Source organism: Comamonas testosteroni (assembly GCF_000761245.1).
In the GTDB taxonomy this organism is placed as follows: Bacteria; Pseudomonadota; Gammaproteobacteria; order Burkholderiales; family Burkholderiaceae_C; genus Comamonas; species Comamonas testosteroni_C.
The window spans coordinates 25,859-46,910 of record NZ_AWOR01000037.1 but is presented as its reverse complement, the minus strand read 5'-3'; the positions used below and the strand labels follow the sequence as shown (position 1 = coordinate 46,910).

The 21,052-nt window shown below is 56.2% G+C and carries 21 protein-coding genes; 6 read left to right on the top strand and 15 right to left on the bottom strand.

Annotated features, from left to right (window positions below):
* Positions 1 to 75: 75 nt before the first annotated feature.
* From P353_RS07785 to P353_RS07740, 10 genes are all read right to left on the bottom strand, one after another.
* The gene (locus P353_RS07785; RefSeq protein ID WP_157839539.1) at positions 76 to 1,101 is read right to left on the bottom strand and encodes a chromosome partitioning protein ParB; all 1,026 of its coding nucleotides are present in this window, start codon (positions 1,099 to 1,101) and stop codon (positions 76 to 78) included.
* Between the two features lie 144 nt (positions 1,102 to 1,245).
* Positions 1,246 to 1,728, bottom strand: a complete 483-nt coding sequence (locus P353_RS07780) for a hypothetical protein (protein WP_034367536.1) — start codon at positions 1,726 to 1,728, stop codon at positions 1,246 to 1,248.
* 50 nt (positions 1,729 to 1,778) lie between these two features.
* A complete protein-coding gene (locus P353_RS07775) occupies positions 1,779 to 2,219 on the bottom strand; it encodes a hypothetical protein (RefSeq protein ID WP_034367534.1) in 441 nt (146 codons plus the stop codon).
* 12 nt (positions 2,220 to 2,231) lie between these two features.
* Positions 2,232 to 3,134: a DsbA family protein gene (locus tag P353_RS07770; RefSeq protein WP_198529037.1), complete on the bottom strand. Its 903-nt coding sequence runs from the start codon at positions 3,132 to 3,134 to the stop codon at positions 2,232 to 2,234.
* Between the two features lie 113 nt (positions 3,135 to 3,247).
* On the bottom strand, positions 3,248 to 4,213 hold the full coding sequence (gene sppA, locus P353_RS07765; protein WP_052084774.1) for a signal peptide peptidase SppA: 966 nt from the start codon (positions 4,211 to 4,213) through the stop codon (positions 3,248 to 3,250).
* A gap of 74 nt (positions 4,214 to 4,287) precedes the next feature.
* Entirely contained in the window at positions 4,288 to 4,605 is a 318-nt protein-coding gene (locus P353_RS07760) for a hypothetical protein (RefSeq protein WP_046462385.1), read from the bottom strand.
* Positions 4,606 to 4,836: 231 nt separating this feature from the next.
* The gene (locus P353_RS07755; protein WP_052084773.1) at positions 4,837 to 5,298 is read right to left on the bottom strand and encodes a PD-(D/E)XK nuclease family protein; all 462 of its coding nucleotides are present in this window, start codon (positions 5,296 to 5,298) and stop codon (positions 4,837 to 4,839) included.
* Positions 5,299 to 5,327: 29 nt separating this feature from the next.
* On the bottom strand, positions 5,328 to 5,816 hold the full coding sequence (locus tag P353_RS07750; RefSeq protein WP_198529036.1) for a hypothetical protein: 489 nt from the start codon (positions 5,814 to 5,816) through the stop codon (positions 5,328 to 5,330).
* Between the two features lie 330 nt (positions 5,817 to 6,146).
* Positions 6,147 to 7,532, bottom strand: coding sequence for a YfaP family protein (locus tag P353_RS28720; protein WP_052084772.1), 1,386 nt, complete (start codon positions 7,530 to 7,532; stop codon positions 6,147 to 6,149).
* Positions 7,525 to 8,076 (bottom strand): hypothetical protein, encoded by a 552-nt coding sequence (locus tag P353_RS07740; RefSeq protein WP_157839538.1) that lies wholly within the window; start codon positions 8,074 to 8,076, stop codon positions 7,525 to 7,527. Before P353_RS07740 ends, P353_RS28720 begins: the two co-directional genes overlap by 8 nt.
* Before the next feature lie 264 nt (positions 8,077 to 8,340).
* Between P353_RS07740 and P353_RS07735 the strand changes: the two genes are divergently transcribed.
* The 5 genes from P353_RS07735 to P353_RS07710 all read left to right on the top strand — a co-directional run bounded on the left by P353_RS07735 (position 8,341) and on the right by P353_RS07710 (position 12,488).
* Positions 8,341 to 9,108 (top strand): hypothetical protein, encoded by a 768-nt coding sequence (locus tag P353_RS07735; protein ID WP_034367522.1) that lies wholly within the window; start codon positions 8,341 to 8,343, stop codon positions 9,106 to 9,108.
* A 14-nt stretch (positions 9,109 to 9,122) separates the two neighbouring features.
* Positions 9,123 to 10,271 (top strand): toxic anion resistance protein, encoded by a 1,149-nt coding sequence (locus P353_RS07730; RefSeq protein WP_080750473.1) that lies wholly within the window; start codon positions 9,123 to 9,125, stop codon positions 10,269 to 10,271.
* A 3-nt stretch (positions 10,272 to 10,274) separates the two neighbouring features.
* Positions 10,275 to 11,303 (top strand): hypothetical protein, encoded by a 1,029-nt coding sequence (locus P353_RS07725; protein WP_034367520.1) that lies wholly within the window; start codon positions 10,275 to 10,277, stop codon positions 11,301 to 11,303.
* A 311-nt stretch (positions 11,304 to 11,614) separates the two neighbouring features.
* The gene (locus P353_RS07715) at positions 11,615 to 12,076 is read left to right on the top strand and encodes a hypothetical protein (protein WP_034367514.1); all 462 of its coding nucleotides are present in this window, start codon (positions 11,615 to 11,617) and stop codon (positions 12,074 to 12,076) included.
* Positions 12,077 to 12,209: 133 nt separating this feature from the next.
* Positions 12,210 to 12,488, top strand: a complete 279-nt coding sequence (locus P353_RS07710) for a hypothetical protein (RefSeq protein WP_034367512.1) — start codon at positions 12,210 to 12,212, stop codon at positions 12,486 to 12,488.
* 277 nt (positions 12,489 to 12,765) lie between these two features.
* Here P353_RS07710 and P353_RS07700 read toward each other — a convergent pair whose 3' ends face one another.
* The 5 genes from P353_RS07700 to P353_RS07680 are packed head-to-tail and all read right to left on the bottom strand — an operon-like array spanning position 12,766 to position 19,132.
* Positions 12,766 to 15,732 carry a Tn3 family transposase gene (locus P353_RS07700; protein ID WP_034367509.1) on the bottom strand — a complete coding sequence of 989 codons (2,967 nt, stop codon included), beginning with the start codon at positions 15,730 to 15,732 and terminating at the stop codon, positions 12,766 to 12,768.
* A gap of 30 nt (positions 15,733 to 15,762) precedes the next feature.
* Positions 15,763 to 16,215: a chromate resistance protein ChrB domain-containing protein gene (locus tag P353_RS07695; RefSeq protein ID WP_034367505.1), complete on the bottom strand. Its 453-nt coding sequence runs from the start codon at positions 16,213 to 16,215 to the stop codon at positions 15,763 to 15,765.
* Entirely contained in the window at positions 16,212 to 16,820 is a 609-nt protein-coding gene (locus P353_RS07690; protein WP_034367502.1) for a superoxide dismutase, read from the bottom strand. The genes P353_RS07695 and P353_RS07690 overlap by 4 nt, the downstream gene beginning before the upstream one ends.
* A 9-nt stretch (positions 16,821 to 16,829) precedes the next feature.
* Positions 16,830 to 18,197, bottom strand: a complete 1,368-nt coding sequence (gene chrA, locus P353_RS07685) for a chromate efflux transporter (RefSeq protein WP_034367497.1) — start codon at positions 18,195 to 18,197, stop codon at positions 16,830 to 16,832.
* On the bottom strand, positions 18,194 to 19,132 hold the full coding sequence (locus tag P353_RS07680; RefSeq protein WP_034367493.1) for a chromate resistance protein ChrB domain-containing protein: 939 nt from the start codon (positions 19,130 to 19,132) through the stop codon (positions 18,194 to 18,196). The genes chrA and P353_RS07680 overlap by 4 nt, the downstream gene beginning before the upstream one ends.
* Before the next feature lie 236 nt (positions 19,133 to 19,368).
* On the opposite strand from P353_RS07680, the gene P353_RS07675 reads away from it, so the two are divergent.
* Positions 19,369 to 21,051 (top strand): Mu transposase C-terminal domain-containing protein, encoded by a 1,683-nt coding sequence (locus tag P353_RS07675; RefSeq protein WP_010791757.1) that lies wholly within the window; start codon positions 19,369 to 19,371, stop codon positions 21,049 to 21,051.
* Position 21,052: the final 1 nt, after the last annotated feature.

Sequence of the window (21,052 nt, the reverse complement as noted above, 5' to 3'; positions counted from 1 at the left end):
CCGGTGGCCTCTTGAGTGTTATGTCCAGTCTTTTTCGCATGCGAAAAAAGCTGGGGGAAGTCTGGGCCTACTGGCTCATTCCAGACTGAGTTCTTCCTGATTTTCATTCTTTTCTTCGCCTTTGGGCGTGAGCTGCGGCAGCTTTCCTGCCAGTTCGCGCAGCAAAGCAACATCTTCGCTGGTCAGCTTCATGAGGAACGCCTGTCCATCATCCGATGGTGTGATGCTATCCAGGCGGCTGGTGAGGCCTGAGAGGCTGGTGTGCATGGCCGTCACCATCTTTTTGTTCATCTTGGGGGCGGCAGTCGCTTTCAGGTGCTTCTTCGTCACAAGCGCGCGCTTTTTCTTCGCTGGGTTGGCACCCTCCCCCTCGCCACTTTTGGAATCGTCTGCAGCTTTCACAGGCAGCGCAGCCTTAGCCGTTTTGACTGCTTCGGCCAGGATCTCTACAACGTCATTTCCATGTTCGTTGAACTGCTCCAAAGCCGTTGTCGCAGAGACTTCATTTTTCTGGATCATCACTTTGACAGGCAAAGGCAGATCCAACAGCGAGAGTGCGAAACGAACAGCTTCTGGAGTCACGTTGGAGCGTCTGGCCATCTCTGCAATGCTCCAGCCCCAGCTTTCAAGAAGCTGATATTGCACCGCACAGGACAAAACAGATACAGGAGCGCCGTTGTTGCCGTTGATGACAACCAAAGCCTGTTCAGCGTCGTCACCCTTCATCTCAGTGACGAAAATCTTCTGGATCAGCGCCCCTTCGGCAATGGCCAAATTCAAGCCGCGCTTGCGTGTGTAGCCATCACGGATATAGGCAACGCCGCCAATGACCTTCACCAGGATGTTCGGGACGTACTTGCCTTCCTTATAGGCATCCGCAAACATCCGAACGCGGGCAGCGTTCTCGGGCATTGCAAAGTACTCATCCTCGTCCATGAAGGCGGTGCGAGCATTGAACCCTGGTTGAGGGACCACCAAAGAGTGATGAAGCAGGAAGCCATCGGTGCGCGACATCTCTTCAAGAGGGAGGCTCTTTTCCAGTGCCTTGAGCGAATTGATGGTGTCGGGGTGAGGTTGTTTCTTGGGTGCTGCAGTAGACATGGTTGTATCCCTCCAATTGACAGACTTAATTTATGGTACTGCGATCAAGAAAAATGCAAGGACTTCAGCTACCGATTTTTTCGCATGCGAAAAGCCTTGCTATGCAGTCTATCTAGTCATTGAGTCTGTGTTGTGATCTTTGCGCTATTTGCGAAATTGTTGCGCCCAATCTTCATTGAGGAACCCGTGCTGTACCAACTTCGACGCGACAGAGTAGGGCGAACGTCCTAGTTGAGTAGAGAGGTGATGCACATCGATCTCCACCGCCTTAGCCCTGGCCAGGGTGATAGCATTTTGGATGATGCCCACCTCATTGGGCAACCAGGGCTTGCCGTGGTTGGCGAATTGCTTCTGGTGATTGTGCTCAGCTGGCTTTCCTTTCTGACTCCGTGGCAACTGCTGGGGTGGCTTTGGCTTGTCAGAGTGATGTCGTTCGGCCTGGGACGGGGTAGGGGGGCTGGATACGCGGCTTCGTATCTGTTCCGTCATCAGGCGCTCACAAATCTCCCGAGCCGAATGCAAGACGAAACGCTCCTGCTTGGTTAGGCCGTCTATTTTGACGATTTCATCCAGATCACCCGCCGTAGCCTTCAGGGCGCGGACCAGAGCATTTTTAATACGTGACATGGTGACTCCTTGAGTGGGAGGCTAAGCCACTGCGATAGTGGCCGAGGTCTTCAGTCGGAAGAAGGAGCGCGCAGATAGCCCAATTCCAAGGCTTTGAGCGCGACAGAGTAAGGGGATCTATTCATGCGCTTTGAAAGCAAGGCGATGTCGATCTCAGGTGCACAGATGGAACCCATCGCAGTCAGTAGAAGTGCTTCTTCTTCGAATGCCCAGGCGTCCTTTTTATAGTCGTCCTTCATCGCAGCCTGCAATTGCTCCCATACGAAAGAGTCAACACCGTGCAGGCGCTTTTGCAATGTCAGTTTGAGACAAACGCGCTGTGCGTCTTGGAGAGCCTTACGGTCGGCTGGCTCCAGAACCTCAAGCATTAGCACTTCGCCAAGATCCAGGGCCATTCCTTCGACGTATTCCAAAACTGCCCTCTTGAGCTGAAGCTTGGGTTTCTTGGGTCCGTTCGCAACGGCGATTACGCCAGGGGCATTCATGTTCATGGCTCCTGACTTTTAACTCTTGTCTTGCACAGCGCTTTGTTCACCAGGGCCGTTCTGGCTTTCTGCTTCCTCTTCAGCTTCTGCCTTGAGCTTGGAGACAGCAGCCATCAACGCTTGCACGGGCTGGGCACCAGCCACGAGCTGCATCTTGCCGGTGTGGTTATCGACAACGAAAGTTGCCGGTGTTGCCTTGATACCTTGCGCCGCGGCCTTTTGCATGTGCTCTTGGATTTTTTGCTGGTATTTGCCAGAGCCGACGCATTCGAGGAACTTGTTGCTGTCAGCGCCAATTTCCGTGGCCAGCTCAGCCAGATTGGGCACGCCTTGACCGTTGCCACGCGACTGCACAAACACATCGTTTAAGAAAGCCCAGAAGGCGCGGTTGCCCAGTTGTTCAGAGATGCACTCAGATGCGATGGCCTGATCTGCAGCTGCAGGATTGTGAAAGTCCAGGGGGTAGTGCATCCATTGCCAGTTCACATTGCCTTTGCTGGCGTCCACGAGCTGCTTGGGCGTGTTGTGGAAGCGTTTGCAATATGGGCACTCCAGGTCGGAGAACTCCACCAGTGTGTAGCGCGCATCCATGGAGCCGTAGATGTGCTTGCCATCAGGCACAAATTCGGGAGCGGCAGTGAACTTCTGCAGCTTGCTCTGGGCCATGGCTTTCTGTTTGTCTTCAACGATCTTGTTGAAGGCTTTGGCCACTGCATTGTTGAATTCGTCTTCTGTCTTGAAGCTCACGGACGAGCCTTTGCCGAATGAGCTTGTGATGTCGTTGAGCTTGTAGAGTTGCCAGCCCAGGAAGCCAGCGATGATTAAACCGAAGATGGGTAGAAAGATGTTGATGAATGCATTTCGGAACTGAACCGCTTTAGGTTCAGAAGTTTGAGCGGAAGTAGGGGCGTTCATGTTCATTTGGAAGCGGCTGATTTAGATCTGAGCGGAGCTGAGCAAGCACAGGAAGAGAATGACAACGATCAGGGCTGCGATGACATTTTTTGGCAGGTGCTTCATTGCCAGCGACGGAGTTAGCGAAGGGAGGGGAGGGCGTTGCTGAGTAATGCGCGAGCTTCAACCTTGGCGCGCTGAGACATGCGCTTGAAGAAATCTTCGCTTGGGGTGTAGTCAACGAGCTTGCTGACGCCAATAACGTCACTGGCGACCTGCTCCATGCTACCCAGGCCATCGATAAGGCCCAGGTTCTTGGCTTGCTCCCCGTTCCAGATCAGGCCCGAGAAGATCTTGGGGTCGTCTTGAAGGCGATCACCACGACCAGTTTTTACGCGTGAGACAAACTGCTCATTGGTCTGGGCCAACAATGCCTCCCAGAATTTCTTGATCTCGGGCGAGAGGGGAGAGAAGGGGTCAAGCAGTGCCTTGTGCTCGCCAGCGGTTATCGCGCGACGTTCAATGCCTAGCTTGTCCATGAGGCCGGTGAAACCGAAGGTGGAGCTGATCACTCCGATGGAGCCTACCAGGCTCGCCCGGTCTGCATAAATTTCATTGGCCGAAACAGCGATGTAGTAGCCGCCAGATGCACCGATGTCGTCAATGACCGCATAAACCTTCTTCTCAGGGAACTTGGCGCGTTGGACCAAGATTTCATCGTGGATACGCCCGGAGGGAACCGGGCTACCACCTGGCGAGTTGATTTTGATGATGATGGCCTTGGAATGCTCATTCTTGAATGCTTTCTGAATGGCCGGGATCAGGCGGTCAGAATCAGCCAAAGAGCCAGCAGCAATTTCCCCTCGCACGTTGACGAAGGCGGTGTGCGCCTTTGACTCTTCCGATGAAGACCATGGCCAGTTGCCGCCATTCATTGAGAGGACGATGAAGGCCAACGGAAAGAGAAGAACACCTATGGCCCTCATCATGTTGGCCAGAATGTTCCAGCGATTGTGGCGGCGATACTGGCTGTGTATTTCCCAGATGGCTTGATCGACGGACAAAGGAGGGGTAGGAGCTGACCTTGAAAACAGCTTGAACTTCATGGATTACTTTCTATATTGGCGACGACGCAGACCTTGCTTTCAGTCTTGGGTCTTCATGCCAGGGGTCCGCTAGCTCAGATCAGGTTGAGCTTGAGCAGGCGCATGAGCAAATCGATCACAAGGCCCAGCAAGGGGCTGAGAATCAAAGTGGAAACGAGGGTGGTGAATCCCTTGGCGTTTTCTTCAGCACAGAAGAATTTGTAGGCGAGAGGTGCGATGCCGATCACCCCAGCAAGCGCCGAGCCTGCAATTCCCAGCTCAGGGATGAATACAGCTTGGGCACACACCAGCACACCTGTGACGGTGCTGTATCGGCGCAGAGTAGCTTCCTCCTGAGTAGACAGCTTGAAGCTCTCGGTTTGCAGCTCTTGGTATGACGGTGAGTTAGGCATACAGCCCCCTTGTGAGTGAATGTTTCGGTTTGTTTAAATCCTATGCGCCTTTAAAAAAATGCAAGTTTTCAGCAATGCCCCAAAAGGGCCGATGCACCTACGAAGGCCGGTTTAAGCGCTTAAATTGTTCTGAGAGGACAGAGTAGGACCGCAGGGACACCTTTTTCGCATGCGAAAAAGTAGCCACAACATGCCGCTTTTTCGCATGCGAAAAAGCGAACAGGCCACAGCTCAGCCTGTAGCGATCCGAACGACAGCCCGGTCGCTGAGCAACCGAACCCGGTGATAGACCACAGTTTTGTCATTGACGGAGCCAACAACTGTTCTGATATAGCCGTGGCTAACGTTCGCGGTAGGGTACTTCTGACGTAGAGCTACAGCGTAGACAGACAACTGAACAACGTCTGATTCCATGACCCGGTGGGCCGAACGTGTCTTGGTATCAAGAGGAATGACTTCTCCACCTGGGGCGAGGAATACTTGATCGACACGCCCTTGGATAGGGATGGGGTGAGTGCATGAGATTGCTTCCTCATTCATCAGCACAGATGACCTGCGGAGTTCTCGCGGCATGTTCTCGCCTTGCTGCCAGAAATGCGCGCCACCTGCAATCCTGTGCATCAGTTGCTCGAATGCGGAGAGCGCGAGAGGAACGCCGAAGACGACGATCAGGAATTTAGTTGAGGTGTCCATGTATCCCTCTTGGTGCTGTTGACCTGTCCCTATTTACACAGGGGACGGTTTTGTTTGCTGGGCAGTTTGACGTTAGAGATCAATCCGTCTGTGAGGATGGAGGCAAGTGAAGCTGTGAGCTTGTATGGCTCAACTTCCTTGCCGGAGTAGATGAACCTGGGGTGCATGCCTGGTTGGAAGATGCCATGTGGGATTGCTTCGTCATCCCCGAACCACATGCGAAGTCGGAGATCGACAACATATCCAGCAGGCAGTTGAATCCAGTAGTGCGGTGTGACGTACTTCTTCCGATTGCTCAGCATCAAGTGCCCGGACATGCATTTATGAGGCAGCTTTATTCTGTTGAATAAGTACGAAATAACCCATGTCATGTTGTCGCACTCAATTCGGCAATCATCTAAGGCCAGAAGGCCAAGTTCCGCCTCTTCAAGCCATTCTTGATAGGGCGAGGGCATGATCGGCAAGGTTGGGCAGGCTATAGAAGCCTCTTTCAAAGTCGCTTCCAGATGATTTGTCATTTTTCAGATTGTTTTGATGTAACTTACAAGTGGTGTCTAGGTTGCAAGACACTCTTGTGGCGCGGCCAGATAGCGACTTACAGGCGACTTCTAAATAAGAAATCATGCGATTCTGTTGTCTTTCATTGCTGAATCTACTTCTAGATCGCTTTCAAGTAACTTCGACTCCCTGAGCCGCCTACCAACGGTGATCAACATGGAACAGAGGAACCTACAAGTCGTGTTTCCTCAGAAAAGAATACTTGAATGGAGAAAAATGCAAGCCCAAAGAAAAGGGCACTAATAAATAGTGCCCTTGGGTTATGGATACGCTCAGGATCTAAGCGATTCTCAACCGACCTTCTTTACCTTTACCGCACCAGTGGTCTGGTCACGTTTGACATTGATACGTATGGGCATGAGGTAGGTCTGTGTGCCAGTGGCAGTTCCCAGCGTCACAGACTCGGTGGCGATAACGCCTCCATCGGGAGTAGCTACTTGAATGTTGGCTCGACGCCCATCGGCTCTGCTGTAGTTGGCCACACCGATGTTGTAGTCTCCATCCATGATTCTGTTGGTGTCGCAGGAGGCATAGAAGTGCTCAGGGCCATAGCCAGAGATGTTGTCCACATCAAGGCGACCACTGGAGCCGATTTTGTTGCTGAAGTACACCTTGTTGCCGTTCGGCTCGTAGGTGTGCAGATCGACATCACCAGGACCATCCCAGTCCAGAGTCACAGTAAACAGACCTGGTTGCGCAACTTTAGGAGGAGCTTGGATAGAGCTGAGTGCGTTAATGATATGTCCGTCAATCAGCGGCTTTGTGGGAATCAACTCATTCAAATATATCATTTCAAGTGAATGGCCTTTCCAGTCAGTTGGGCCAGGATTTAGACGCTCAAGCAACCCTGGGATGACCGTATAAACTGGTGGATTGGTAAAAAATAGGTTCAGGCCCTTAATCACCAGATCTTTGTCAGCCACAACATGTGGGCCATGCGTGAAGGGTGACGCAGAGGCAATATGAACCACTTTGACAAAGTTAGAAGTGGTCAGTTTGAGGGCATTTTTATATGCCTCGTGAACGAATAAATTTCCCTGGGAATGGGCGACCATTACCAGTTTTCGACCCTCATTGATCGTGGTTTCGAGTCGTTGGCGGTGTTCGACCTCGGTTTGCCAGATTGCTTCGGTTTCATCACCAATAATCAATGAAGCAAGGTTTGCGATGCCAAACCGTGCAGCAATAGCTGAAGGGACTTGAGTAATTAAGTAATCCTGATAGGAATTAATCCAGTCGGTGAAGCCGTTGAAGACTGTACCAAGCTTATCGAACCAGCTATCACCAGGCTTATTAAGATCGCCACTAATGGCTTGCTGAAACAACTCCCAACGACCAGACAGGTTTTCGTCCTGCTGCAGAACGCGCTGTTCAAAGACTTCGATGAAGTCTCGCCAGCCCTTGGAGTCGTTGAAGTAGTTTTGCACGATCAAGGTTTCGCCCGTAGGGACCGCAAAACGCTTCTCATACTGTTGCGCGCGTAGCAAAGCCGCAGAGCGCTCAGCATCTTGGCGGGTGTTGAGAACACCGTTGAAATAGCCAATGGTGTAGCCATCAAGCGTCTGGCACTGGGCGGGCGCTGGAAGGCCAGTTGCGGCTAGGCCTGCTGTGGAAGAGAGCGCGATAGCGCTTGCCAGGACAACCGAAATTGCTTTTTGGAAAATATTCTTATTCATCGCAGTTACCGTTAAGTTGGCCTGTAAACACCATCCCGTTTGAAGCATGGCTGAAATCCACCATCGCTAGGAGTCGTTTTTTGGTATTAGCAGTAATGGCCGATATCTGCTTGCTGACGAAGTAAGGCTTTATTTCAAGGTCCTTATTTCTTGCTGTTTCGAAAATGCATCCATTGGCACGGGTGTATGCGTTGTTGATGTCGCGCACAGCATCTTTATCGTTCACATCCACAGTGAGCATAGACTGCTCAACTTGAGCGGCTTTGGTGGCCGCTTGACGTATTTCTGCAGGGAATACTTGAGAAATATAGGCGTCGATATCGTCGCGGACACCATTGCTGTCAGAATCAATACCCGTCAATGTATCGTCTCGATTCAATTTTGGCAGTTGGCCTGATTCTTCCAATGCAGCAATCTTTTGGGCAACGGTCAAAGGCTTTTCAGGTTCTTCCGGTTTCCCAGATGAAGCAGATGAATCTCCCCCTCCACATCCTTGCAGGAAAGCAATCACTGCAAGAGTGACAAGTTTATTTTTGAATTTCATGGATGCCTTAGTTTGGTATCAGTTGAATATCGATTAAGAATTACTAATGGTGTTCAAAATCGATTGACGATGATACCAAAAGTTACAGGTGCTCCGTCGCTGATTTGGCCCTTCCTGGGCAATTGCCCGTTCGAGGCTATGAGTGCTTCCAAATATGCTTTGCGCAGCAGCTTGCATTTTTTGAAGTGCTGGTAGTTTTAGTCGGGCAACATTTGAAGTTGCCCTTCATTCTGTTTGAACAATACAAATTGAGAGGGCCGATTAATGATGGATTCCATCGAGGTCATCACTTCAGAGCAAATACCAGAGTTGTTCCGTAACCCACTGGGTATCGGTGACTTTGGCAAGCTCGTCCGAGATCCTGAGATCGATGTCAAGCTGGACAAGCTACTGGGGAGCAATCCCTCTGCTGGACTTGCACGAAGCATTCGCGGAGTGGTGATGTGTTTAGAAGATGCAGACCCGAAAGCCATCTCGGAGAAGCCGTCTAAGTGGTCGAGATTCACTGGGCTGGCCCAGACAAAGCGTGTGCGCTTTGAGGTGGCCAAGATCAACATGGATCAACTGCTCAATGCAGCGACCAAGGAAGCCGCGCTGGTGCGCGATGTCATCGATGTGATTGAGTCTCTGTGCTCTACCTATGGAGCCGAGGCCCAAATCATCAGCAACCACATTGAAGCGGGTCAGAAATATCTGGCTCAAACGCCAGATAGCCAGGGTGGTGCATTGGCATTTGACCTGGAAACGAGCCGAGAGCGCTTTTCTCGCCGGTTGATCAACCTTCAAGCCATGCAGGTTTCCCACGCACAAACAGGCCAGCAGCTCCAACTGCTCAAGTACCAGTTGATCGATGTGCTGGATCGGTTTGACGAAACCGCTCAGGTGCTGGTGCCGCTGTGGCGTCAGAACATGCTGGGCCTGGGCGTGCAAAACCACGTTACGGGCGAGCAGCTGGCCATGGCTATCCAAGCCCATGAAAACCTGCGCAAGAGCTTCGCAGACAACCTCAAGTCCATTTCGGTCACTCAGTAACAGGGAAAAGAATCATGAACACGATTGCGACAAAGACACCGACATCTACATATCCCGTTGAAGTCCATCAGCTGAGCGACAAGCAACTGAAGGTCATGGGTCTGGGTAATGGCGATCTGGAGCACATCGCGCAGCTGGTGCAAGACATCGATCCGATGAATCCGGGAACGGTCAACACCTTCGGAAAGCGAGCGGGTGAACAGACTACGGCATATGCCGACGAACTGTTGAGCCAGGTTCGGAACGGTGAAGTGGGGCAAATGGGCGACCAGCTGGTTGAAGTCGTCGGCATTGCCCAGAAAACCAACATGAACGTACTGACAGGACGGCGCTCTAACCTCCCGGTGATTGGGCCATGGATCGACAAGCTGAAGATGCGCGGAATGCGCCTGCAGAACCAGTTCGAAACATCCAAGGAGCAGATCGACAAGGTGATCACCGAAGTTCAAACGACCGTGGCGGGGCTGAGCAAACGCAATGAAACGCTGGAAGTGATGTTCGACAACGTTCGCAAAGAGTATTACGAGCTGAGCGTGCACATCGTAGCTGGCCGCGTTGCATTGGCGCGCGTGCATCAGCTGATCGAGCAGCGCCAGCAAATTGCGAGCAATCCTGCGGAGCTGCAGGAGTTGTCCGATATGCAGGCTTTTGCGAGCAACCTGGGGCTGCGTATCGGCAACCTCGAAGCGCTTCAGCAATCGTCCCTGCAGATGCTCCCCCAGATCCGTGTGATCCAGTCCACGAACTTCGTCCTGGTGGACAAGTTCAACACCATCACTACGCTGACGATCCCAATCTGGAAGCGGCAGTTTGTGCTGGCCATGGGCCTGAATGAATCGAAAAATGCCGCAGAGCTGACTGTGGCCATCGATGATTTCACGAACAGCATGCTCACACGCGGTGCTGATTTGCTGCACAAGAACGCGGTGGCCACGGCTAAGTCAAATCAGCGCTTGCCTATCGATGTCAAGACTCTGCAGTACGTGCAGGACATGTTGGTGAAGACCGCAAACGATGTGAGCCAGATCCAGCTGGAAGGCAAGAGGGAACGCGAGCAGTCGAGTATGCAGATTGAGCACATGTGTGCGCAGATGAAAAAGCAAATTTCGACCAATAGCCAGAATCTGGGCATCTCTCGCGCAAGCGCAGCCACAGGAGCCTAAATCATGAGCGAGACACGTACCAAAAATTGGGGCGCTAAAGGGGTTGAGAAGACCGTGCTTGAAACGAGCTGGATTGAAGAGGTATCGGGCACATTGTTCCAACGTGCGAATCGCCTCAAGCGCGTTTGGCAAATGGCGGCCATTGTTGTCTTCGTAGCGGCAGCAGTTGCAGCTGTCCTGGCTTGGTTGGGAATGGGGCATGAGCCACTGCGGAGCATCGGCAGTCCCGATATTCCGAAGGCACTGGCCAAAGCCTTGGAGGCGAGCGGACCCGCAGAGACTAGCGGGGCGGTGGATGGGATTCGAACCGGAATGAACTCTTTTTCCACCTTTGTCACCCTGAGCAACCTAGTCAAAGTCGTTGGAGTATTGTCCGCGACAGCTCTGGCCATTAGCGGATTGATATTTGGTCAATTCGCTCGTGTGTTCATGGGGTTGATGCTGATCCCCGCATCCTTTGTTTTCCAGAATGTCATCGAAGGGATTGCTCCTCAACACGATGGACTCGAAAGCAGCTTGTTTTCATCAAGCTCCGAGCGAGCAGAGCACCGCCAGTCCAAGAGCGATGCAAGACAAAAGCAGATCGAGGAGGCCATCAGCTTCGGCCTGCCTGCACGCGTCACCGAGTTGATAGGCAATGCATCTGCTGATGCCCAAGAGTTCGGGCCATATCTTGTTGCGCAGGCACAGCTGAAACAGAAGGATTCTGAGATCAACTGGGATGCCTACCGTGCCAACCTGGATTTGGCACTGGAAAGGGCATCGAATGCAACGCCCGAACTGCAGTACTCCGCAGACGTGCTAGCCATGATGGAGAACAAGGCATGGGGTATGAGCCGAAGTCTTCGCTCCTTCAATCATGAGCAGCAGGAAGCTGAGGCCAAGAGCAGACTCAACCTATGGGCGAATTTGGTTCTGGCTGTATGTGGGCTGATGGCACTGCTGTCCGGTTTTGTGTTTGCTCTTGAGCAATACATGCGCAAGAACCTAAAGACGATTTACAGGCTGTCTGGCGTGTCAGCCAATACCTGAAATCACTTTGAGGCTTGGCCCAGTTTCATGGGCCTTTTTTTTGGGAAGGGCAGGGGATGACAAAGGATGAAATGACCGGAGATCTGTTCCCAGAGAGCGTCCCCTTGCCAGTGGAAAAAGCCAAGGCCAAGCGCGCGTCTCGCCGCGTGCTGATGCATGTGTCGGACGCTGGAACCAGCGAGTCTGGTCAGTACATCGCAGTCATGTCATGTCGGCGCTGCGGCATCTCTACAGGCTGGCTGAGCTTCGACAGCGTGACGGACGTGAAGCGCGGCATAGCATGCGTAGATTGCAACGGAGCAACAAAGTAGATGGTTCGACTACTGGGATTGTGGGTCTGCGCTATGGCGTGGCATCTGTGCAGGCTCATCACCTTGCGGCCAATGTTCGCGCTTTTGGCCGACTCGATAGCGACTGTGAGTTCCTTCAGTCTGGTGTTCTTTGTTGCTGGCTGGAGCAGGCTGTACTTGTCCGGTGGCGCGGACTGGCCACACATGCTCATCAATCTGGTGCTGTTCTACCTGTGCATTGTGATCTGTCTTGAGCGACGGACTCGCAGCTCCAGCTTGGTTTGCGCGGCCCTGGGCTTTAGCGCCGCCGTTGATGTCCTGATGATAGGTCTTTACGCCTCGGGCGCTATCTCCGGCCTGAATCCGGGTGCGCGGCTGATGGTCTTGAAAGTCCTTGGCATAGGCGTGCTGCGCCAGCAATTCCTGCGGTGTCCGCCTGATGTTCAAGCGAACGGATATCGCCGGAGCAAAGCACACCGTTAGCAACTGAGGCGCGGGAGTCAAGTTGTCAGGTTAGGACAGGTGAGTTATGTCACGATGCCAACTTGTTACAAAATGCATCTGACGCGCTAACTGTTTCGCATGCGAAAACCTAAGAGATAGAAAAAGAGGAAGTATGTTGAAGAAGAAGTGGGCGATTCTTTGGGTAGTGCGATACGCACCCATTGAGTTGATTTTGGGCCTCACATTGTTCCTGGCAGGAAGCTTTGGGTTGCACTCTTGCATAGAAGCGAGCAAGACAGAACTGCCCTTTGATACTGTGGTGACAGCATTCGGCATCTGGCCGTGGTTGCTCACATTGCTGGTTGGACTGGGCGCCATCCTGTATGCATGGAACATCGGGGCAGGAGTGAAAATGCTCCATGACAGCTTAGAAAGGGCCACAGCCAAATGAGCATTTATCGACTGAATGGTGTGCATGGAGAGATTGTCACAACCGCATTGCCCAGTGGCGACATGGCGGTGTCCAGCCCCAGCAATGGACCACTTGAGCAGATCGTATTTGATGTGTGCCGGTGGGACGGTAAGCGCAACCCGAGCTACGAAGGCTGGATAGTGCCCCACTCCAAGGTGGGAAAGATCAAAGCCCAGCTGGCTGAGAAATGCACACTGATCCGCGCATGAACGATAGCCAGGGCGGGGTCGTCTCAGAAAACGGACCGCAAAGTACGCTAAGGCGGCTGCAGCGGTCGTAGGGGCCTGAATTTGCCAGCTCCGATCTTGGCGCTGCTGCGCCAGAGGTAATCGCCGGTCAGGTTGATGTGCTCCCAGCCCAGCGGCGACAGGTACTGCAACAGCGCATCATCGACGCCGAGACCGTTTCCACGCAGCGCATGCGCTGCGCGCTCCAGGTAGACCGTGTTCCATAACACGACAGCCGCCGTCACCAAGTTTAGGCCGCTGGCCCGGTAGCGCTGCTGCTCGAAACTGCGGTCGCGAATTTCACCCAGCCGGTTGAAGAACACGGCGCGGGCCAACGCGTTCCGCGCTTCCCCCTTGTTGAGTCCGGCGTGGACACGGCGGCGCAGCTCCACGCTTTGCAGCCAGTCGAGGATGAACAGCGTGCGCTCGATGCGTCCCAGCTCACGCAGGGCGACGGCCAGGCCGTTCTGGCGTGGATAGCTGCCGAGCTTGCGCAGCATTAGTGAGGCCGTCACCGTGCCATGTTTGATCGAGGTAGCCAGCCGCAGGATTTCATCCCAATGGGCACGGACATGCTTGATGTTGAGCGTGCCGCCGACCATCGGCTTGAGCGCCTCATAGGCGGTATCGCCCTTGGGGAGGTAGAGCTTAGTGTCGCCCAGGTCGCGGATGCGCGGCGCGAAGCGGAAGCCCAGCAGGTGCATGAGCGCGAAGACGTGATCGGTAAAGCCCGCCGTGTCGGTGTAGTGCTCCTCGATCCGCAGGTCGGATTCGTGGTAAAGGAGGCCGTCGAGCACGTAGGTCGAGTCGCGCACGCCGACGTTGACCACCTTGGCGTGGAACGGCGCGTACTGGTCAGAGATGTGGGTGTAGAAAGTCCGTCCTGGGCTGCTGCCATACTTCGGGTTGATATGGCCGGTGCTTTTGGCCTTGCTGCCTGTTCGGAAGTTCTGACCGTCCGACGATGACGTGGTGCCGTCGCCCCAGTGACAGGCGAAGGGATGCCGGAACTGGGTGTTGACCAGTTCTGCCAGCGCCGTTGAATAGGTCTCGTCGCGGATGTGCCAGGCTTGCAGCCAGGCCAGCTTGGCGTAGGTCGTGCCGGGGCAGGACTCGGCCATCTTGCTCAAGCCCAGGTTGATCGCATCGGCCAGGATCGTGGTCAGCAGCAGGTTCTTGTCCTTGGCCAGGTCGCCGGATTTCAAGTGCGTGAAGTACCGGGTGAAGCCCGTCCACTCATCGACTTCGAGCAGTAGTTCGGTGATCTTGACGTGCGGCAGGATCATTGCTGTCTGGTCGATCAGCGCCTGCGCGGTGTCGGGCACCGCCGCGTCCAGCGGCGTGATCTTCAGGCCCGACTCGGTGATGATGGCATCCGGCAAGTCGTTGGCCGCCGCCATGCGGTTGACGGTGGCAAGCTGCGCTTCTAGCAGTGTCAGCCGCTCGTACAGGTACTGGTCGCAGTCGGTGGCCACGTCCAGCGGCAATTCGCTGCCCTGCTTGAGGCTGGCGAACTTCTCGTGCGGCACCAGGTAATCCTCGAAATCCTTGAACTGACGCGAGCCCTGCACCCAGATGTCGCCCGAGCGCAGCGAGTTCTTGAGTTCCGACAGCGCGCACAGTTCATAGTAGCGCCGGTCGATGCCGGCGTCGGTCATCACCAGCTTCTGCCAACGAGGCTTGATGAAGTCGGTCGGGGCATCAGTGGGCACCTTGCGGACGTTGTCAGTGTTCATGCCGCGCAGTACGTCGACGGCGTCGAGCACGCCCTTGGCGGCGGGCGCGGCCCGCAGCTTGAGCACGGCCAGGAATTCCGGCGCGTAGCGGCGCAAGGTAGCGTAGCTCTCGCCGATGCGGTGCAGGAAATCGAAGTCATCGGGCTGCGCGAGCTTCTGCGCCTCGGTGACGCTCTGGGCGAAGGCATCCCAGGACATGACGGCCTCGATGGCGGCGAACGGGTTGCCGCCCGACTGCTTGGCGTCGATCAGCGCCTGGCCGATGCGTCCGTACAGTCGCACCTTGGCGTTGATCGCTTTGCCGGACGCCTGGAACTGTTGCTGATGCTTGTGTTTGGCGGCGTTGAACAGCTTGCCCAGAATGCGGTCGTGCAGGTCGATGATTTCGTCGATGACGGTGGCCATACCCTCGATGGCCAGCGCGACGAGGGTGGCGTAGCGCCGTTGCGGCTCGAACTTGGCCAGATCAGCGGGCGTCATCTGGCCACCCTCGCGGGCGATCTTGAGCAGCCGGTTCTGGTGAAGCAGCCGTTCGATGCCAGTAGGCAGGTCGAGCGCTTGCCAGGCTTTCAGGCGCTCGATGTGTTCGAGCATGTGGCGCGAGTTCGGCTTGACGGGCGACTGGCGCAGCCAGGCCAGCCAGGTCGTCTTGCCGAACTCGCGGCGCTTGAGCAGATCATCGAGGCGATGCCGGTGGGGGTCTGTCAGCGGCTCGGACAGCGCTTCGTAGATGCGCCGGTTGGCGCGAGTAATGGCCTCGGCGCAGATGCGTTCAATGACGCCCGGTGACGGGAGCAGCACGCTCTTTTGTCGCAGCCCTTCGATCAACTCCGTCGCCAACACGATGCCTTTGTCGGTCTGCCAAGCCAGTTCATCCAGGCTGTGCACGCTGGGGCGATAGTGCCGCGTTGCGAAGGCCTGGAAACCAAAGATCGATTGCAGTTCCAGCAGGTGCTCGCGGCGCGTCTCGGCGCGCTGGCCGTAGTCCGCCCAGGCTTCGGGTGGCACCTTCAGTTGCGTGGCTACCAGACGCAGCAACGGCGGAAACGGCTCCGTATCTACCGCGAGCATCATGCCGGGATAGCGCATGTAGCAGAGCTGCACGGCGAAGCCCAGGAGGTTGGCTGGACCGCGCCGTTGCCGGATGATCGAGAGGTCGGATTCGCTGAACGTGTAGTAGCGGATCAAGTCCTCCATGGTGTCCGGCAACGCCAGCAGGCTCTCGCGCTCGGCGGCGGACAGGATCGAACGGCGCGGCATGTCCGGCGACTCCCTCTCGAATTCGCTTGGTTACATCTTCGGCGGCCAGTTATGCGTCTCACTCTGGCAGTGCTTGCACCATGCATAGAACGCGTCGTACATCACCATGCCGTGCTTGAGCATTTCATGGTCGTCGCTGAAGTTCTGCGACAAGCCAAGAGATAGCGCGTACAACCCTGTCGACTGCGGCGTCAGGTCAAGTCGGGATGTATCGGCACCGCGAACAATCACGGCGAGCTGTTTGAGGGCAGGGTCATCCATCGCGTACTTGGCCAGGAAGGCATCGAAGCTGCAAAGCTCACCGTCATGGGAAAGTTCCACTCCAGGAATGTCATACGGGACCGCGCCGGTCTCCTGAGCGATGCGCAGCACGTCGCCTGCCGGGACGTAGAGGAACTCGGCATCCGTGTCGATGAACCGCGTCACCATCCACGGGCAGGCAATGCGATCGATCTTCGGGCGTTCGCGGGTAATCCATTTCATGAGAGTCCTCCTGAGGGTTGGTGACTAGCCCAGCGAATAGCCGCTCGTTGCCAGTCGATGTTGGCCATGAATGCATCTACATAGGCACCGGCCTTGGCGCCATAGTCGATGTGATACGCGTGTTCATACATATCAAGCGCCAGGATTGGCAAAGCGCCAGCCAAGGTGTGGCAGTGATCGGCGGCCCACTGGTTGCTCAACTTGCCGTCGCGCGCTGATTGGACCAGCAGCACCCAGCCGGAACCGCCGCCGAGCGCCTTGCCCATCGCCGAGAATTCGGCCTGCCAGCGCTCGACGCTGCCAAAGTCGCGCTCGATCGCCTCGCACAGCGGGCCTACGGGCAACACGCCGTTGCCGCCCAGCGAGTCGAAGTAGATCTCATGCAGCAGCATCGAGTTGTAGGCGATCAGTTCTTCGCGTTTGAGACCGTTCAGCAGGAAGCCGGCTTCCTGCGTGAAGTCAAGGGTGCCGAGCTTGGTGTGGATGGCGTTCAGGCGTTTGACGGCCCCGGAATAGTTGTTTTCGTGATGGCTGGCGATCAGCTTTTCGGACAGACCATTTAGGGTACTTGCGGGGAAAGGCAGCGGTTTAATGTCGAAGGACATGGTGTCACCTCACAAGATCAAGGTCTTCAATATCAGGCCCAGCACCGCACATGCCGCGATGACGTGAATCACGTTTCGCTTGAAGCGGAACAAGGCCACTGCCGCACCGATGGTGATCAGTGCCGACACCCAGTCGAAGTGCCCGGCGAGGCCTTTGGGCCAGAGCACGTGATAGGCGAAAAACACGGCCAGGTTCAGGATCACACCGACCACCGCTGCCGTTATCGCAGTCAGCGGCGCGGTAAACCGGAGATCTCCGCGCGTCGACTCTACGAACGGCCCTCCGGCGAGGATGAAAATGAAGGACGGCAGGAAAGTGAACCAGGTCACCAGCGCGGCTGCGACCGCACCGGCAACGAACAACATATCGGGGCCGAATAGTGCCTGTACATAGGCCCCCACAAAGCCGACGAAGGCCACCACCATAATGAGCGGCCCCGGATTGGCCTCGCCGAGCGCCAACCCATCGACCATCTGCGTGGGGGTGAGCCAACTGTAATGGCCGACCGCACCCTGATAGATGTACGGCAATACTGCATAGGCCCCCCCAAAGGTCAGTAATGCGGCTTTCGTAAAGAACCAGCCCATCTGGGTCAGGGTGTGGTCCCAGCCATAGGTGCCGAGAAGGAATGCCATGGGGATCAGCCACAACAGGCAACCCATCGCGGCAACCCGCAGCGAGCCAGACCAGCGGAACAGGGCGTGCGACGGTATGGGGGTGTTGTCATCGATCAGCGCGGGGCCATAGGATTTATCGGCCGCACGATGCGCGCCGCCGGCCCTGAATTTGTCCGGGGTAACGCGACCGCCGATATACCCTATCAGCGCGGCCCCGGCGACGATGGCCGGAAACGGCACATTCATCGCGAAGATGGCGACGAATGCCCCAGCGGCAATCGCCCACATCAGGCCGTTCTTGAGAGCACGCGAGCCGATCCGATGCACGGCCTGCACGACAACCGCGGTGATGGCAGGTTTGATGCCGTAGAACAGGCCGGAAACCAGCGGCGTGTCACCGAACGCAATGTAAATCCACGACAGCGCGATCAGAAAGAAGAGCGAAGGCAGCACAAACAGGACACCTGCAACTATGCCTCCCCAAGTTCGGTGCATTAGCCAGCCCATGTATGTGGCGAGTTGCTGCCCCTCCGGGCCCGGAAGCAGCATGCAGAAGTTGAGCGCATGCAGAAAGCGACGCTCGCTGATCCAGCGCCGCTGTTCGACCAATTCGCGGTGCATGATCGCGATCTGTCCGGCGGGGCCGCCGAAGCCTATGAACCCGATCTTTAACCACAGGCGAAACGCTTGCCAAAAGCTGACAACTTGTGGGGAGGGAGGCACTGCCACAGCCTCCTTGGTTACGACGGTTTGAGTCATACGGTGAGGGTCCCTTTTTCAAAGCTGGCCAGTAAGCCATCGAACACAGTGGAGGCGATGGCCAATAGTTGATCGTCGTGGTCAACCGTTTCCCGCAAACCGGCCAGTACGCTTTCGATACCAGTGGCCTCTGGCGGCTGGATGCCGCCCACGTCGAGGTAATGCACCACAAGGCCAATCCTTGTGATGGCGGGCTGTTCCAGCCCAAAGCTCGCCGCCAGGACCTCGAACGTGACACGGCTGCCGACATGGCTGAACGTCGCGCCATCGAAGTCGAAGCCCAACGCATCCGGCGGGCAGTCCGCAGGGGTTGCCAACCAAAGGATGCGCGCCTGCGGGTCGATGAAGCGCCGGATCAGCCATGCGCTGGCGAGCCGATCAACCCAAGGACGTGCGCGAGTGGCCCAGGTACGGGCCTGGTAATCCAAACGATCCAAGCGGGTAATAGTCCCCTCTACAGCGTGCGGCTCGTCCGGCGACAGCGTGCGGGCGCAAGCTTGTTCCAGTTCACACAACGCACTGTCCGCTTGACGCTGAGCCTCGCCGGGGTAGAAGTCGATTTCAACCAGCGTAGTAAAGGATTTGCGAAGCTTACGCACCTGCCGCAGCACGTCTTGCACGGTATCCAATGTCAGCGTCTGCCTGAGATGATGGACATCGACTAGCAAGGCAGCAAAATCGTTGCTGCGGTCGAATAATGCGACGAAGTTGACCCCTTCAGGGTCTTCCATACGCAGCACATGAGCGACCCCACCGCCTTCACGCACATCGGAGGCCAAGTTATCCAGCACCGCGCGGCATTCGTCGCGGTCGGGCATCAGGTACACGCCGTCGCGCAGCACCGCAGCGCCGGAGGCTTTGAGGGCACGCCACGTCCGTTGCCGGACGGTCGCGTTTTCAGTAGGCAAGGAAAGGATAAGCGAAAGCAAATTCATTTCGTAGATGTTACTACAATAATGAGATAAGATCTACAAAATAAAGTCTTGAGTAGATTGCAAAAACGGTCATTTGCGCAATCACAATGGAGGTGTCATTTTCAGAAGACGACTGCACCAATTGACGGGGCGTAACGCCAGATGTGCAGGCGACTCCTGACAACGCAATATCAGAAGTCATCTGCACCAATCTCGACTATGCTCAATACTCGTGTGCACCAAAGCGAGGTGTGAGCATGGCGTCAGACACATCATTGATTGCCGAGCAAGGCGTGGCCACCCTGCCCGATGCGGCTTGGGCGCAGGCCCGGCAACGGGCGGAAATCATCGGGCCGCTGGCAGCGCTTGATGTGGTCGGGCATGAAGCCGCCGATGCCGCTGCTCACGCGCTTGGCCTGTCCAGGCGGCAGGTGTATGTCCTAATCCGCCGTGCCCGGCAAGGTGCTGGGCTTGTGACGGACCTGGCTCGCAGCCGATCCGGCGGCGGAAAAGGCAAGGGACGCTTGCCGGAATCAGTTGAGCGCATCATCCGCGAGTTGCTGCAAAAGCGCTTCCTGACCAAGCAGAAGCGTAGCCTGGCAGCGTTCCACCGCGAGGTCGCGCAGGCTTGCAAAGCGCAAAAGCTGCGGGCGCCGGCGCGCAACACCGTGGCTCTGCGGATCGCCGGCCTCGATCCGCTCAAGGCCACTCGCCGCCGGGAAGGTCAGGATGCGTCCCGCAGCCTGCAAGGTGTCGGTGGTGAGCCTCCCGCCGTGACCGCGCCACTGGAACAAGTGCAGATTGATCACACGGTCATCGACCTGATCGTGGTGGACGAGCGCGACCGGCAACCGATTGGCCGTCCGTATCTGACCATCGCCATCGACGTGTTTACCCGCTGCGTGCTCGGCATGGTCGTCACGCTGGAAGCGCCGTCATCTGTTTCGGTCGGCCTGTGCCTTGTGCATGTCGCCTGCGACAAGCGTCCCTGGCTGGAGGGTCTGAACATAGAAATGGAGTGGCCGATGAGCGGCAAGCCCAGGCTGCTCTACCTGGACAACGCGGCCGAGTTCAAGAGCGAAGCGCTACGCCGAGGCTGCGAGCAGCATGGCATCCGGCTTGACTATCGCCCGCTCGGGCAGCCGCACTACGGCGGCATCGTGGAACGGATCATCGGCACGGCGATGCAGATGATCCACGACGAATTGCCAGGGACGACCTTCTCCAACCCTGACCAGCGCGGCGACTACGATTCCGAAAACAAGGCCGCCCTGACGCTGCGTGAGCTGGAGCGCTGGCTCACATTGGCGGTCGGCACCTACCACGGCTCCGTGCACAACGGCCTGCTCCAGCCGCCGGCAGCGCGCTGGGCCGAAGCTATCGCGCGGACCGGCGTGCCAACCGTCATCACTCGCACCACGGCTTTTCTGGTCGATTTTCTGCCCATCATCCGCCGCACGCTGACCCGCACCGGCTTCGTCATCGACCACATCCATTACTACGCCGATGCGCTCAAGCCGTGGATAGCTCGGCGCGACCGCTTGCCTGCGTTCCTGATCCGGCGCGACCCGCGCGACATCAGCCGCATTTGGGTGCTGGAGCCGGAGGGGCAGCACTATCTGGAAATTCCATACCGCACCTTGTCGCACCCGGCTGTCACCCTCTGGGAACAACGACAGGCGCTGGCGAAATTGCGGCAGCAAGGGCGCGAACAGGTGGATGAGTCGGCGCTGTTTCGCATGATCGGCCAGATGCGCGAAATCGTGTCCACCGCGCAGAAAGCTACGCGCAAGGCGCGGCGCGACGCGGATCGACGCCAGCATCTCAAGGCAACGGCAGTTCTTTTCAAAACCACGCCACCACCGGACGCGGACATGGCTGACCCGCAGGCAGACAACCAGCCACCTGCCAAACCGTTCGACCAGATTGAGGAGTGGTAGC